This is a genomic window from Actinoplanes subglobosus (assembly GCF_042650585.1).
In the GTDB taxonomy this organism is placed as follows: Bacteria; Actinomycetota; Actinomycetes; order Mycobacteriales; family Micromonosporaceae; genus Actinoplanes; species Actinoplanes subglobosus.
Genome location: NZ_JBHSBL010000018.1, coordinates 357,820 through 371,639, shown reverse-complemented (window position 1 = coordinate 371,639; position 13,820 = coordinate 357,820). Strand labels below are relative to the sequence as shown.

Annotated in this window: 12 protein-coding genes; 6 read left to right on the top strand and 6 right to left on the bottom strand. The window is 70.7% G+C overall.

Going from position 1 to position 13,820, the window contains the following annotated elements:
• Positions 1 to 35 precede the first annotated feature (35 nt).
• The 3 genes from ACFO0C_RS23585 to ACFO0C_RS23575 all read left to right on the top strand — a co-directional run bounded on the left by ACFO0C_RS23585 (position 36) and on the right by ACFO0C_RS23575 (position 3,091).
• Positions 36 to 929 carry an ABC transporter ATP-binding protein gene (locus tag ACFO0C_RS23585; protein WP_378068827.1) on the top strand — a complete coding sequence of 298 codons (894 nt, stop codon included), beginning with the start codon at positions 36 to 38 and terminating at the stop codon, positions 927 to 929.
• Positions 926 to 1,993 (top strand): ABC transporter permease, encoded by a 1,068-nt coding sequence (locus tag ACFO0C_RS23580; RefSeq protein WP_378068826.1) that lies wholly within the window; start codon positions 926 to 928, stop codon positions 1,991 to 1,993. The genes ACFO0C_RS23585 and ACFO0C_RS23580 overlap by 4 nt, the downstream gene beginning before the upstream one ends.
• Positions 1,994 to 2,119: 126 nt before the next feature.
• Complete coding sequence (locus ACFO0C_RS23575; protein ID WP_378069133.1) at positions 2,120 to 3,091, top strand: LLM class F420-dependent oxidoreductase; 972 nt, start codon at positions 2,120 to 2,122, stop codon at positions 3,089 to 3,091.
• A 7-nt stretch (positions 3,092 to 3,098) separates the two neighbouring features.
• On the opposite strand, the gene ACFO0C_RS23570 is transcribed toward ACFO0C_RS23575, so the two are convergent.
• Both ACFO0C_RS23570 and ACFO0C_RS23565 read right to left on the bottom strand, forming a co-directional pair.
• Positions 3,099 to 5,081 (bottom strand): PAS domain S-box protein, encoded by a 1,983-nt coding sequence (locus ACFO0C_RS23570; RefSeq protein WP_378068825.1) that lies wholly within the window; start codon positions 5,079 to 5,081, stop codon positions 3,099 to 3,101.
• Positions 5,082 to 5,298: 217 nt separating this feature from the next.
• A complete protein-coding gene (locus ACFO0C_RS23565; RefSeq protein WP_378069132.1) occupies positions 5,299 to 5,913 on the bottom strand; it encodes a PadR family transcriptional regulator in 615 nt (204 codons plus the stop codon).
• Positions 5,914 to 6,045: 132 nt separating this feature from the next.
• Between ACFO0C_RS23565 and ACFO0C_RS23560 the strand changes: the two genes are divergently transcribed.
• Positions 6,046 to 6,885 carry a GNAT family N-acetyltransferase gene (locus ACFO0C_RS23560; RefSeq protein ID WP_378068824.1) on the top strand — a complete coding sequence of 280 codons (840 nt, stop codon included), beginning with the start codon at positions 6,046 to 6,048 and terminating at the stop codon, positions 6,883 to 6,885.
• A 269-nt stretch (positions 6,886 to 7,154) separates the two neighbouring features.
• Here the strand turns inward: ACFO0C_RS23560 and ispG are convergent, their stop codons facing one another.
• From ispG to ACFO0C_RS23540, 4 genes are read right to left on the bottom strand one after another with little or no spacing between them, the layout of a single operon-like run.
• Entirely contained in the window at positions 7,155 to 8,327 is a 1,173-nt protein-coding gene (gene ispG, locus ACFO0C_RS23555) for a flavodoxin-dependent (E)-4-hydroxy-3-methylbut-2-enyl-diphosphate synthase (protein WP_378069131.1), read from the bottom strand.
• 5 nt (positions 8,328 to 8,332) lie between these two features.
• Positions 8,333 to 9,592 carry a M50 family metallopeptidase gene (locus tag ACFO0C_RS23550; RefSeq protein ID WP_378068823.1) on the bottom strand — a complete coding sequence of 420 codons (1,260 nt, stop codon included), beginning with the start codon at positions 9,590 to 9,592 and terminating at the stop codon, positions 8,333 to 8,335.
• Positions 9,592 to 10,800: a 1-deoxy-D-xylulose-5-phosphate reductoisomerase gene (dxr, locus tag ACFO0C_RS23545; RefSeq protein WP_378068822.1), complete on the bottom strand. Its 1,209-nt coding sequence runs from the start codon at positions 10,798 to 10,800 to the stop codon at positions 9,592 to 9,594. Before dxr ends, ACFO0C_RS23550 begins: the two co-directional genes overlap by 1 nt.
• Positions 10,801 to 10,834: 34 nt before the next feature.
• The gene (locus ACFO0C_RS23540; protein WP_378068821.1) at positions 10,835 to 11,317 is read right to left on the bottom strand and encodes a YcxB family protein; all 483 of its coding nucleotides are present in this window, start codon (positions 11,315 to 11,317) and stop codon (positions 10,835 to 10,837) included.
• A gap of 50 nt (positions 11,318 to 11,367) precedes the next feature.
• On the opposite strand from ACFO0C_RS23540, the gene ACFO0C_RS23535 reads away from it, so the two are divergent.
• Both ACFO0C_RS23535 and ACFO0C_RS23530 read left to right on the top strand, forming a co-directional pair.
• The gene (locus ACFO0C_RS23535) at positions 11,368 to 12,231 is read left to right on the top strand and encodes a YhjD/YihY/BrkB family envelope integrity protein (RefSeq protein ID WP_378068820.1); all 864 of its coding nucleotides are present in this window, start codon (positions 11,368 to 11,370) and stop codon (positions 12,229 to 12,231) included.
• An 11-nt stretch (positions 12,232 to 12,242) separates the two neighbouring features.
• On the top strand, positions 12,243 to 13,796 hold the full coding sequence (locus ACFO0C_RS23530) for a phytoene desaturase family protein (RefSeq protein WP_378068819.1): 1,554 nt from the start codon (positions 12,243 to 12,245) through the stop codon (positions 13,794 to 13,796).
• Positions 13,797 to 13,820: the final 24 nt, after the last annotated feature.

Genomic DNA, 13,820 nt, shown 5'->3' with positions numbered 1-13,820 from the left:
CGACGCGACATCGATGCTGATCTAGCGTCATGGTCATGACAACCGTCCTGAACGTGGAGGCCGTGAACCGGTCCTTCGGGGAGCGACAGGTCCTCAAGGACGTGTCGTTCACGGTGGACTCCGGCCGGCTCACCGGCTTCGTCGGTGCGAACGGTGCCGGCAAGACCACCACCATGCGCATCGTCCTGGGGGTGCTCGCTCCCGACAACGGCACGGTGACCTGGCAGGGCTCGCCGGTGACACGGGCCGCGCGGCAGAGCTTCGGCTACATGCCGGAGGAGCGCGGGCTCTACCCGAAGATGACCGTCGGCGAGCAGGTCGTCTACCTGGGCCGTCTGCACGGCCTCAGCCACGCCGACGCCAAGCGCCGCACCACCGCCCTGCTGGAGCGTCTGGAGCTGGGTGAGCGCGCCGGCGACCCGGTGGAGAAGCTGTCGCTCGGCAACCAGCAGCGGGCCCAGATCGCCGCGGCCCTGGTGCACGACCCGGAGCTGCTGGTCCTCGACGAGCCGTTCTCCGGCCTCGACCCGATCGCGGTGGAGACCGTGCTGGCTGTCCTGCGTGAGCGGGCCCGTACCGGTGCCGCCGTCCTGTTCTCCAGCCATCAGCTCGAACTGGTCGAGCGCCTCTGCGACGACCTGGTGATCATCGCGGACGGCACGATCCGCGCCGCCGGCGCCCGGACCGCGCTGCGCGAGCAGTACGCGCTGCCCCGCTTCCGGATCGAGGTGGACGGTGACGCCGGCTGGCTGCGCGACGAGCCCGGCGTGACGCTGCTCGAACTCGACGGGGCGACGGCCGTCTTCGACCTGACCGCCGGAGCCGATGAGCAGGCCGTGCTCCGGTCCGCACTGGACCGTGGCCCGGTCCGTGCCTTCGGCCCGGTCCGCCCGTCGCTCGCAGAGATCTTCCGAGAGGTGATCCGATGACCACGCTCCAGGCCGCCCGGCTCGTCTTCGGCCGGGAGATCCGCGCCAAGCTCCGGGACAAGGCGTTCATCTTCAGTACCGTGTCGTTCCTGGTAATCCTGATCGGCTCGATCGCGATCCCGGCCATGCTGGACAGTGGCGCGACGAAGGTGGCGGTGGTCGACAGCACGTTCGCGCCGCCGTTGCGGGCGGCCGAGCTGGACGTCCGTGAGGTCACCGACGCGGCCGTCGCCGAGGAGCAGCTCCGCGCCGGCGAGGTGGACGCCGTGGTGCTGCCCGGTCCCAGGGTGCTGGCCATGGAGGAGGCGCCGGACGACGTGGTCGGCGCCCTGAGCACGACCCCGGCGGTCGAGCTGCTGAACCCGCCTCCGTTCAACGAGGCGATCGCGGTGCTCGTACCGCTGGCGCTGGCCATGCTCTGCTACATCACCTCGCTGCTCTTCGGGATCCAGATCGCGCAGAGCGTGGTGGAGGAGAAGCAGACCCGGATCGTCGAGATCCTGGTCTCCAGCATCCCGGCCCGGGCACTGCTGGCCGGCAAGGTCGCCGCGATGTCGGTGCTGGCCTTCGCCCAGATAGCGCTGCTGACGGTGATCGCCATGATCGGATCGACGGTGGCCGGGCTCGACTCCGGTGTGATCGCCGCGCTCCGCCCGGCCCTCGGCTGGTTCCTGCCGTTCTTCATCCTCGGCTTCGTCATGCTGGCCACCCTGTGGGCGGCGGTCGGCGCGCTGGCCGCCCGGCAGGAGGACCTGGGCAGCACGTCCGGGTCGGTGCAGATGGTGGTGCTCATCCCGTTCTTCGCGGTGATCTTCCTGCGGGACAACGCGGCGGCGCTGACCGCGCTCTCGTACTTCCCGCTCTCGTCGCCGATGGCCATGCCCATCCGGATCTTCGAGAACGGGGCGGCCGCCTGGGAGCCGTTCGTCTCGCTGGCGGTCCTGGCCCTGAGCGCGGTCGGCATGCTCCTGATCGGCGCCCGGATCTATCAGGGCTCGCTGCTGCGGACCAACGGCAAGACCTCGTTCATGACCGCCTGGCGCACCCGCACCACCGTCGGCTGACCCGTGCGGGCGGCCCGTCCCGATCGGGGCGAGCCGCCCGCGTGGGATATCCCGCACCTCGGCCGAAGTGTTGGACATCACGCCGATCATCCCGGCAGGATCGAGGGCATGTCGATGCGATGGGGCATGACCGTGCCGTTCGGCGGCGTTCCGCTCTCCGAGCACGCCGCCGTCTTCTCGGCGCTTGCCGATGCGGGTTTCACCGATGTCTGGTCGGCCGAGGTCGCCGGCACCGACGGTTTCACCCCGCTGACCCTGGCCGCCGCCTGGGAGCCGCGACTGCGGCTGGGCACCGCGATCGCCCCGGCCTTCACCCGCGGGCCGGGCCTGCTGGCGATGACCGCCGCCGCGCTGGCCGAGGCCGCGCCCGGCCGGTTCCAGCTCGGCATCGGCGCGTCGTCCCCGGTGGTCGTCGGCGACTGGAACGCCGTCGACTTCGACCGGCCGTTCGCCCGCAGCCGTGACGTGCTCCGTTTCGTGCGGTCGGCACTGGCCGGCGAGCTGGTCGACGGCGACTTCGACACCTTCTCGGTGCGCCGTTTCCGGCTGGAGCGCCCGCCCGCGACCCCGCCGCAGATCCTGCTGGCCGCGCTGCGTCCCGGCATGCTGCGCCTGGCCGCGGCCGAGGCCGACGGCGTGATCCTCAACTGGCTGTCGGCGTCCGACGTGACCACCGCGCTGGCCGAGACCAAGGAGGCGCCGTCCGGATTCGAGGTCGCCACCCGGATCTTCGTGGTCCCGACCGAGGACGTCGCCTTCGCCCGCACCATCGGCCGGCGCATGATCACCGCCTACCTGACGGTCCCCGCCTACGCGGCCTTCCACCGCTGGCTCGGCCGCGAGGATCTGCTCACCCCGATGTGGCAGGCCTGGCAGTCCGGCGACCGCAAGGGCGCCCTGGCCGCGATCCCCGACTCCCTCGTCGACGAGCTGATCGTGCACGGCTCCCCCGCCGAGTGCCGGGCCCGGGTCCAGGCCTACGCCGAGGCCGGCGTGACCGTCCCGATCATGGCGCTGACCCCGACCCCCGAGCTGGAGCGGGGCGGCCCGCCCGCCCTGCTCGACCTGATCGCCGCCCTCGGGCGTACCACGTCGTAACGGCCGGTCAGGCCTGGTCCAGGGCCTCGCGCAGGCGCTCCAGCAGCTCCGCCTGGGTGAACGGCTTCGTGATCAGGATGGTGTTGGGTTCCAGGGTGCCCTCGCCGGTGATGAACGGCTGGGCGTACCCGGACATGTAGACGACCGGCAGGCCGGGGCGCTCCCCGCGGACGTACTCGGCCAGTTGGCGCCCGTGCATGTGCGGCATGACCACATCGGTGAGCATCAGGTCGATGTGCCGGGTCGCGTCCTGGATGATCTTGAGTGCCTCCGGGCCGCCGCCGGCGCTCAGCACGTGGTAACCGTTGCGTGTCAGGATCCGCTCGGTGACTGCGCGCAGGGCCTCCTCGTCCTCGACCACCAGGATCGTCTCGCCACCACGCCGGAGCTGAGCGGGAGCGGCGGACACGGCAACGGTGGCCGGGAGTTCCTGGGTGACGGGGAGCAGGGCGGTGACGACGGTGCCGGCACCGACCGTGGAGTGCAGGCCGGCATAGCCGCCGGCCTGGGTGATGATGCCGTAGACGGTGGCCAGACCGAGTCCGGTGCCCTCGCCGGGCGCCTTCGTGGTGAAGAACGGCTCGAAGACGCGTTCGAGCACCTCGGGTGGGATGCCGGTGCCGGTGTCGGCGACCCGCAGGCGCACGTACCGGCCGGGCGGCGGGGGCGGCCGCATCCAGGTGGCCTCGTCGGCGGTCACTTCCTGATTGCCGGTGTGGACGATGAGGGTTCCCCCGCCGGGCATCGCGTCGCGGGCGTTGACGGCGAGGTTGACGAGCACCTGCTCGATCTGGCCGGGGTCGGCGAGGACCGGCCACAGCCGCGGCTCCAGGTCGGCGTGCAGCTGGATGTGCTCGCCGAGGGTACGCAGCAGCAGTTGCTCGACCTCGCGGATGACCACGTTGAGGTCGAGGACACGCGGCCGGACGACCTCCCGGCGGCCGAACGCGAGCAGCTGATGGGTGAGTTCGGTGGCCCGGTGGCCGGCCCGCAGCACCTGCTGCAGATCGAGCGACGCCTGCGGCCAGACACCGGCGGGATCGGCCTCGGCGGCCTCCTGGATCTGCTCGGCGACGAAGCCGGCGTAGTTGAGCATCACCGCGAGCAGGTTGTTGAAGTCGTGGGCGACCCCGCCGGCCAGCTGCCCGAGGCTCTCCAGGCGCTGGGACTGCTGGAGCTGGGCCTCGAGACGTTCCCGTTCCGCGGCCGCGGCGAGGCGTTCCCGTTCGGCTTCCAGGCGCTGGCGTTCGGCCTGGGCCTCGATGCGCTCGCTGACGTCACGGATCGCGGCGGAGACGATCAGTCCGTCCTCGGTCTCCAGCGCGGAGAGGCTGATCTCGGCGGGGAACTCGGTGCCGTCCCGGCGCCGGGCGCGGAGGGCCGCACCGGAACCCATCGGCCGTGGCCGGGGATCGGCGAAGTAGCGGTTCCGCAGATCCGGATGACGGGCCCGCGCCGACTCGGGGACGAGGGCTTCGATGGGCTGGCCGAGAAGCTCGCTGCGCTGATATCCGAACAGCCGCTCGGCCTGCGCGTTGACCAGGGTGATCCGGCCGTCGGCGGCGACACCGACGATCGCGTCGGGCGCGGCTTCGAGCAGGCCCTGGAACTTGGCCTCGCGACGGATCCGGTCGCTGACGTCACGGACCGCGGCGACGATCATGCCGCCGGAGGCGAGCGCGGAGAGGGAGATCTCGGCGGGGAACTCACTGCCGTCCCGGCGCCGGGCGGTGAGCGGCACACCGGCGCCCATCGGGCGAGGGCGGAGATCACGGTGGTACGCCTGGCGGTGCTCCGGATGGTGCTGGCGGAATCGTTCGGGAACCAGGAGTTCGATGGGCTTCCCGAGGAGCTCGGCCCGCTCGTAGCCGAACATCCGGACCGTCTGCGCGTTGACGAGGGTGATGTGCCCGTCCCGGTCGACGGCGATGATCGCGTCGGGCGCCGCCTCCAGCAGCCCGATCACCACGGCGTCCGAGGGTTCGCTCAAGCCGCACCTCGCCCCCGTTTGCCGCCTGGATAGCCAGCTTCATCGAGGGTAGGTGGCCACGGTTCCCGCGGTGGGGGGTTTACGCAGGTCAGAGCGGGGAATGCGGCGGCTCGCGAGGTTCTTGCCCCCCGAGGGACGCGCCCGATCTGGTCGAGCGCGTCCCTCGGGAAGCCACTGCCGGTTCCACTCCGCGGCGGGCGCCACCGGTGCGGCGGAATCACTCGCTTTCGGCGAGGATGGCGTAGAGCTTTCGCTTCGTCTCGTTGAGCACCTCCAGCGCCTTCTGGCGCTGCTCGGCGGTGCCGCTGAAACCGACCTGCTTGAGGGCGCCCATGATGCCGACCGCCGCATCGCGGAAGTCCTGCACCTGGGACATGGTGTCGGCGCCGATCTGGGACCACGGCGGGTTCTGTGCGGCGGTCTCGGCCTCGGGCCGGCCGTCCTCGGTGAGCCGGTAGCTCTTGCGACCGCCCTCGGCGGTCACCTCGATCAGGCCCTCGTCCTCCAGCAGCTGGAGGGTCGGGTAGACCGAACCGGGGCTCGGCCGCCAGATCCCACCGGTGCGGGCGTCGAGCTCCTGGATCATCTCGTAGCCGTGCATCGGCCGCTCCAGGAGCAGCGCGAGGATCGCCGGACGAACATTCTGCCGCCCGCCCCGACCACCGCGCCGCGGGCCGGACCGGCCGAACTCGGGCGGCGGGAAGCCGGGCCCGCCCGGGCCGCCGGGTCCCCCGAAGGGAAATCCGGGCGGGAACCCGAAGCCGCGCCTGCGGAACTCGCCGTGCCATCCGTGGCCGCCGTGCCCGCGCTCATGTCCACGCTCTCCATGCATGTGCCTCATGACCTTCTCCGTTCTGTCGTCGATAGTTAGACGATATATCGGCAACGTGTCGGCGGCAAGGGTTTCTGGGATCGCGGGGTTGCGGTACGTGTCGACGGCCCACTATCTGGCAATGTGGTACCTGTGTTGACGGTGCCCATTCGCCAGCTCGGTGAGCCCGAGCGCGCGGCCGTCGAGCGGATCCTCGACGCCGATCCCTACGCGGGCGCCCAGATCGCGGAGCGCGTGGCCGCTCACGGCCTGAACTGGTGGCGTTCCGACGGGCGGATCTACGGTTATGAGCCGCGCCGTCAGATCGAGTCGATCATCTGGTCCGGGGCACACCTGGTGCCGGTCGGTGCGACACCGCCGGCGACAGCGGCCTTCGCCGATCTACTCGGCGCCGAGCCACGGATCTGCTCATCGATCATCGGCCGATCGGAGGCGGTGCTGGACCTGTGGGACCGGCTCGCCGGCAACTGGGGACCGGCCCGCGACGTGCGTCCGCAACAGCCGCTGCTGGTGACCGATCGTGACTCGGTGGTGCGCCCCGACCCGGCGGTGCGCCTGGTCCGATCCGGCGAGGTCGATCAGCTTTTCCCGGCCGCCGTGGCGATGTATACCGAGGAGGTCGGCGTCTCGCCGATGCAGGACGACGGCGGCCGCGGTTACCGGCGGCGGATCGCCGAGCTGGTGAAGGCGAAACGGGCCTACGCCCGCTTCGACGGCGACCTGGTCGTCTTCAAGGCCGAGCTGGCGATCGTCACCCGCCGGACCACCCAGGTCCAGGGCGTCTGGGTGCACCCGGCCTACCGTGGTCGAGGCCTGGCCACGAGCGCGATGGCGGCGGTGGTGGCCGACGCCCTGCGGCGGGTCGCCCCCACCGTCAGCCTCTACGTGAACGACTACAACACCTCGGCGCGCCGCGTCTACGCGAACTGTGGCTTCGTCTCAGCCGGCAGCTTCGCCACCGTCCTGTTCTGAAGCCCTCCACACACAGCCGGTCCCCTGCAGCCCGAACCACTCGGTCGCCACGCGAATTGACCTCACCCGGCCCGTCGGCCCGGCCCACAGCTCACCACGCCGCCGGCCTGACACCGCGGCCACCACCCGGCCCGTCGGCCCGGCCAAAATGCCGCCGGTGACGAGGCACCTGAGTCCCGCCCACCCGCGAACCCCGCGGGCGTCGAGAATCAGGTGCCTCGTCACCGGATAAGGCGTTCCGCCCGCGGCGCGAAGCGGAGCAATCAGACTCAGTGCACGGTCACCGTCGGGCCGGGGAGCAGCTCGCGCAGTTCGTCGGGGAGGTCGGCGCCCATCTCGTCGGCCAGGCGCAGCGCCTCCTCGACCAGCGTCTCCACGATGATCGACTCGGGCACCGTCTTGATGACCTTGCCCTTCACGAAGATCTGGCCCTTGCCGTTGCCGGAGGCCACACCGAGGTCGGCCTCGCGCGCCTCGCCCGGGCCGTTGACGACGCAGCCCATGACGGCCACCCGCAGCGGCACCGGGAACCCGTCCAGGGCCGCGGTGACCTGCTCGGCGAGGGTGTAGACGTCGACCTGGGCGCGACCGCAGGACGGGCAGGAGACGATCTCCAGGCCGCGCTCGCGGAGGCCCAGCGACTCCAGGATCTGGTTGCCGACCTTGATCTCCTCGACCGGCGGCGCGGACAGCGAGACCCGGATGGTGTCGCCGATGCCCTCGGCCAGGAGCGCGCCGAACGCGACAGCGCTCTTGATCGTGCCTTGGAACGCCGGGCCGGCCTCGGTCACGCCGAGGTGCAGCGGGTAGTCGCACTGCTCGGCGAGCTGCCGGTAGGCCCGGATCATGACGACCGGGTCGTTGTGCTTGACCGAGATCTTGATGTCGCGGAAGCCGTGCTCCTCGAAGAGCGAGCACTCCCAGAGCGCCGACTCGACGAGCGCCTCAGCGGTGGCCTTGCCGTATTTCTCCAGGAGACGCTTGTCGAGCGAGCCGGCGTTGACGCCGATCCGGATCGGGACACCGGCGTCACCGGCGGCCCTGGCGATCTCCTTGACCTTGTCGTCGAACTGGCGGATGTTGCCCGGGTTGACCCGGACCGCTGCACAGCCGGCGTCGATCGCGGCGAACACGTACTTCGGCTGGAAGTGGATGTCGGCGATGACCGGGAGCTGCGACTTCTTGGCGATCGCGGGCAGCGCCTCGACGTCGTCCTGGGACGGCACGGCGACCCGGACGATCTGGCAGCCGGACGCGGTCAGCTCGGCGATCTGCTGGAGGGTGGAGTTGACGTCCGAGGTGAGGGTGGTCGTCATCGACTGGACGCTGACCGGGGCGCCGCCACCGACCAGCACTCCCCCGACGTTGATCTGGCGGCTCTTCCGGCGCGGGGCCAGCGGCGGCGGGGGTACCGCGGGCATACCGAGACTGATCGCAGTCATCTCACTCACTTGAAGATCGTAATCGGGTTGATGATGTCGGCGGTGGCGGTCAACAGGGTGAACGCGCCACCGATGAGGATGACCGCGTACGTCAACGGCATGAGCTTGTAGTAGTCCACGCGGCCGGGATCGGGCCTCCGGAGCAGCCGGTACAGCCGGGAGCGGAGGGCCTCGAACCAGGCGATGGCGATGTGACCGCCGTCGACGGGCAGAAGTGGCAGCAGGTTGAACAGGCCGATGAACACGTTCAGCGAGATGAAGACGCCCCAGAAGACCTCGGGCACGCCCTTCTCCAGAGCCTCACCGCCGATCCGGCTGGCGCCGATGACGCTGATCGGGGTGTCCGGATCGCGCTCGTCGCCGGTGATCGAATTCCACAGGGCGGGGATCTTCTCCGGGATCCGGGCCATGGCCCTCATCGAGTTCTCGACGAGGAACCAGTTGTACTCCCCAGAGGCCGGAACGGCGCTGAGAGCGTTGTAGTGGATGACGCCCGGCTGATCGGTGGTCCAGTTGATGCCGGCCACGGCGACCGTCGAGATCGGGCCGGACGGGTCACCGATCGGTCGTCGCTCGGCGGGGATCAGATTGACCGTCGCCTGTGCCGCCTGGCCGTCACGTGTGTACTCGAAGACCGTGGCTCCGGGTGGCGTGGCCCGGATCGCGTCGGTGAGCTCCCCGTAGTTGGCGATCGGGGTGGCACCGACCTTGGTGATCACGTCCCCGGTCTTCAGGCCCGCGGCCCCGGCGGGACCGACCGCCGCGCTCGCGACGCCGGGTTTGCACTCGGTGCTGGTGTCGCTCAGGGAGGTCAGCAGGCAGTCGGCCACCTTGACCATGGCCGGCGCGGCCCGCTCCTCCTCGCTGGTGCGCGGCAGCGACATGTTGGGCAGGCCGATGGCCCACGCCATCACCCAGGCGCCGATCAGGGCGAGCATGAAGTGGGTGATCGAGCCGGCCGCCATCACGACGGTCCGCTTCCAGACCGGGAAGCGCCACATGGCGCGGTGCTGGTCCTCCGGGGCGACGTCGTCGTCCTGCGGCGTCATGCCGACGATCTTGCAGAAGCCGCCGAGCGGGATGAGCTTCAACCCGTACTCGGTCTCTCCGCGGTGGAACGAGAAGATGGTCGGGCCGAAGCCGACGAAGTACTTCGTGACCTTCATCCCGAAGCGCTTGCCGGTGATCATGTGTCCCAGCTCGTGCAGGCTCACGGAGATCAGAATCGTCAGCGCGAAGGCTGCGCACCCCAGCCAGAACAGCATCAGGCTCCCTCAGCCACAGTCTCGATGGTCCGCTGCGCCTGGGCTCGGGCCCATGCCTCGGCGGCAAGCACGTCCTCGACGGTACTCGGCTCCGCGAAATCCGGGGCCGCCGCCAGCACCTCTTCAAGCGTGTCGACGATGCCTAGGAAAGGTAGCCGACCGGAGACGAAAGCGGCCACACACTCCTCGTTGGCGGCGTTGTAGACGGCCGGCAGACAGCGCCCGGCCCGCCCGGCCTGCTTGGCCAGCTCGACCGCCGGGAACGCCTCGTGGTCCAGGGGCCGCAGCTCCCAGTTGTGTGCCTCGGTCCAGTCGACGGCGGCAGCCGCGGCCGGCACCCGCTCCGGCCAGGCCAGGGCGAGCGCGATCGGCAGCCGCATGTCCGGCGGGCTGGCCTGTGCCAGCGTGGACCCGTCGGTGAACTCGACGAGCGAGTGCAGCACCGACTGCGGGTGGACCATCACCTCGATGTCGTCGTACGGCACCCCGAACAGCTCGTGCGCCTCGATCACCTCGAGCGCCTTGTTCACCATCGTCGCCGAGTTGATCGTGACGACCGGGCCCATGTCCCAGGTCGGGTGCTTGAGCGCCTCCTCCGGTGTGACCTTCGTCAGCTCCTCGCGGCGCCGCCCGCGGAACGCCCCGCCACTGGCGGTGAGCACGAGCCGCCGCACCTCGGCCGCGGTGCCGCCGCGCAGGCACTGGGCCAGCGCCGAGTGCTCGGAGTCGACCGGGACGATCTGCCCCTCCTCGGCGATCCGCCGGACCAGCGGGCCGCCCGCCACCAGGGACTCCTTGTTGGCGAGCGCGAGGATCCGGCCCGACTCCAGCGCGGCCAGGGTGGGTGCCAGGCCGAGGCTGCCGACGACGCCGTTGAGGACCACGTCACAGGGCCACCGGGCGAGCTCGGTCATGGCCTCCGGCCCGGCCACGATCTTGGGGAGCTTGAAGTCGCCGGTGGCCCAGCCGCGCTTCTGTGCCTCGGCGTAGAAGGCGAGCTGGAGGTCCTGGACGACCGAGGCGCGGGCCACCCCGACCACCTCGACGCCCAGTTCGAGGGCCTGGGCGGCGAGCAGCGCGATGTTGCCGCCGCCCGCGCCGAGGGCCACCACACGGAACCTGTCCGGGTTGCGCCGGACGATGTCGATGGCCTGGGTGCCGATGGACCCGGTGGAGCCGAGCAGTACGAGGTCTCGCATACCGGCCATTCTCGCGGACGGACTCACGGCGGGCGGACGGCCCTCAGCTCCGGACGTGCGCCCGCACGAACTCGGTGACCTCGGCGGCCGTCTCCGGCGGGAGCCCGCCGGTCGGGATGGCGTAGAAGCCGGTCTGCCCGGTCCGGGCGATCAGCAGGCCGGGCGCCTCGTCGAGCCGGTCCACGGCCACCCAGCGGACGAAGAACTCGGTCAGGTCGTTCGTCATCCGGACGCCCTGCTCGTCGATCCGGTACTCGGTGGGACGGCTGAGCATCCCCTGGATCTTGCGGACCACCGTGCGGACCGTCAGCTCCGGCACCACCAGGATGCAGGCCAGGCCGAACAGCACCGTGAAGATCCGCAGCAGGTGCTCCTCGTCCAGCGAGAACACCAGCCCGAAGACGATCAGGAGCACCCCGGCCAGCCGGAAGAGCCGGGCCTGCCCGCGGATGAACCGCCGGATCGAGACGATCAGCTGGGCGCGGGTCGGGTGCGCGGAGAACGCGAAGACGGTGTCGGTGTCCACGGTTGCGAGATCTTAGTGATCCCCGGTATCGATCGGGGTATCGATTCGGCGTGCGAGAGATTCTGCGGCCGCTCCGGGGGAAGGACGTCGCGCTGCATGCGGCGGCGATCACCTTCTACAGCGGGATCGCGGTGGTGCCGGCGGCGCTGCTGGCGGTCTGGGTCACCGGGCTGGCGGTGGGCGCGGAGCGCGTACGCCGGCTGACCGGAGGCACCCTCGACGCCCTGCCGGACGAGATCGGCGCACCTCGCGCGCTGGCCGCGCTGATCGACGCGGGCCTGACGCTCACCCCGACGCTCGCGCTGGCCAGCCTGCTGCCGGCAACCCTGTACGGCGAGGGCCTGCGCCGCGCCTTCGCGTCGATAGCCCGCCCCGGCGAGAAGTCGGCAGCCCGCCCCGGCGAGAAGTCGACAGCCCGCCCCGGCGAGAGGCTGATCGGCTGGCGCGGCCGGGTGCTGTGGCTCCCGCTGCTGGCCGCCACCCCGGCCCTGCTGCTGTCGCTGCTGCTGGCCCTGCCGACCACGAGCGGCCTGTGGGTACGGGGCGGCTGGTGGTCGGTGCTCGCGGTGGCGCTGTCGTTCCTGGCGATCTGGCTGCTGCTGACCCCGGTGGTGATCTGGGTGTTCCGGTACGTGGCACCGGGCCGCCCGCCCTGGCTGCCGACGGTGCTGATCGGCTCGTTCACGGCGGCGAACCTGTCCGGCTTCCTGCACGGGTTCGTGCTGTTCACGGCGCTGCCGCTGGATCTGGGAGTGCCGTTCGGCGGTCTCGACGAGGTGGGTGCGGTGGTGGCGATCGGGCTGTGGCTCTACCTCTTCCACGTGGTACTGCTCACCGGTTTCGCGGTGACCCGGACCGTCGAGTCGTATTTATCGGATGATTCGGCGAGGTCACCGAACGCGACCACAAGATAGCCTCGCGAACCATGACCCCCATTCCGGACCGTGCCGACGTGGTGATCATCGGAGCCGGTCACAACGCCCTCGTCTCCTCGATCCTGCTCGCCCGCGCCGGGCTCGACGTCGTCGTGCTCGAAGCAGCGGGAGTGATCGGCGGCGCCACCCGCACCGAACACCCCTTCCCCAAGGTTCCCGGCCTCGGCCAGTCCACCGGCTCCTACCTGCTCGGGCTGATGCCGCCGGAGCTGCTGCGGACCCTCGACGTGGACATTCCGGTGCTGCGGCGCGACCCGCACTACTTCCTGCCGGGTGTCGGGGCCGGCTCGCCGTACCTCCTCTTCGGCAGCGACGGCAAGGCCAACCGTGCGCAGCTCAGCGACCGTGACGCGAAGGCCGACGAGGCACTGTCGGTCGAGATCGGCGCGATCCGCGCCGATCTCGCGCCGGCCTGGCTGGAGGAGCCGGCGCCGGTGGAGGAGATCGCCGACCGGCACATCCGGCCACAACTGCAGAGCACATTCCTTGATCTGGTACGAGGTTCGGTCGCCGGCTACCTGGGCCGGTTCGGGTTCGCCAGTGAGCTGCTCGTGGCGATGTATGCGGTCACCGACGGCCTGTCCGGGCTCAACGCCGGGCCCGACGACCCCGGAACCGGGCACAACTTCCTGGTGCACAACATGTGCCGGCTGCCCGGCTCGGACGGGACCTGGCTGATCGCCGAGGGCGGCATGGGCACCGTGTCGCGGACCTTCGCCGAGACGGCGCGGGCGGCCGGGGCGCGGATCTTCACGGATGCCCGGGTGGCGTCGGTCACCGTCGACGGCGGGGCCGCCAGTGGGGTCGTTCTCGCCGACGGGCGGGCGGTCTCCGCCACTGTCGTTCTCGGCGGCTGTGACCCGTACCAATTGATGGGTCTTGTCCCTGATGGGGTTTTGCCCTCGGCGCTGACCGAGCGGATGGCCGCGGTCAAGCGGCCCGGCAGCACCCTCAAGGTCAACCTCGCACTGCGGGACCTGCCGGTCTTCGACTGCCTGCCGGCCGGTGCGCCGTCGCCGTTCGGGTCGACCATCCACCTGCTGCCCGGCGAGGGCTCGCCGATGGCGAACCTGCGAGGCATGTGGGCGGACGTGCAGGCGGGTGTCCTGCCCGCCGAACCGACCATCGAGTGGTATCTGCACACCACCGTCGACCCGTCGCTGCGCGACGAGGCCGGACATCATTCCTCGGCGCTCTTCGTGCAATCGGTGCCGTTCGAGCCGTCCGGTTCGTCGTGGGACGAGGAGCTTCCGGGGTACGTGGACAGGCTGCTCGCCATCTGCGACAGGTACGCGCCCGGCACCTCGGATCTGGTCGCCGACGTGTTCCCGCTCACTCCCCAGGGGATCGAGCGGCACTTCGGGATCACCGGCGGGCACATCCACCACGTCGACAACACTGTCGCCTTCGACCAGCGGATGCCCTATTTCACCGGGCTCGACGGGCTCTACCACGGCTCGGCCGGAGCACACCCGGCCGGCAGTGTGATCGGCGCGGCGGGCCACAACGCGGCCCGCCGCATCCTCAAGGACCTGGGGCGCTAGCCCCTTTCGCCGGCCCGGATCCGG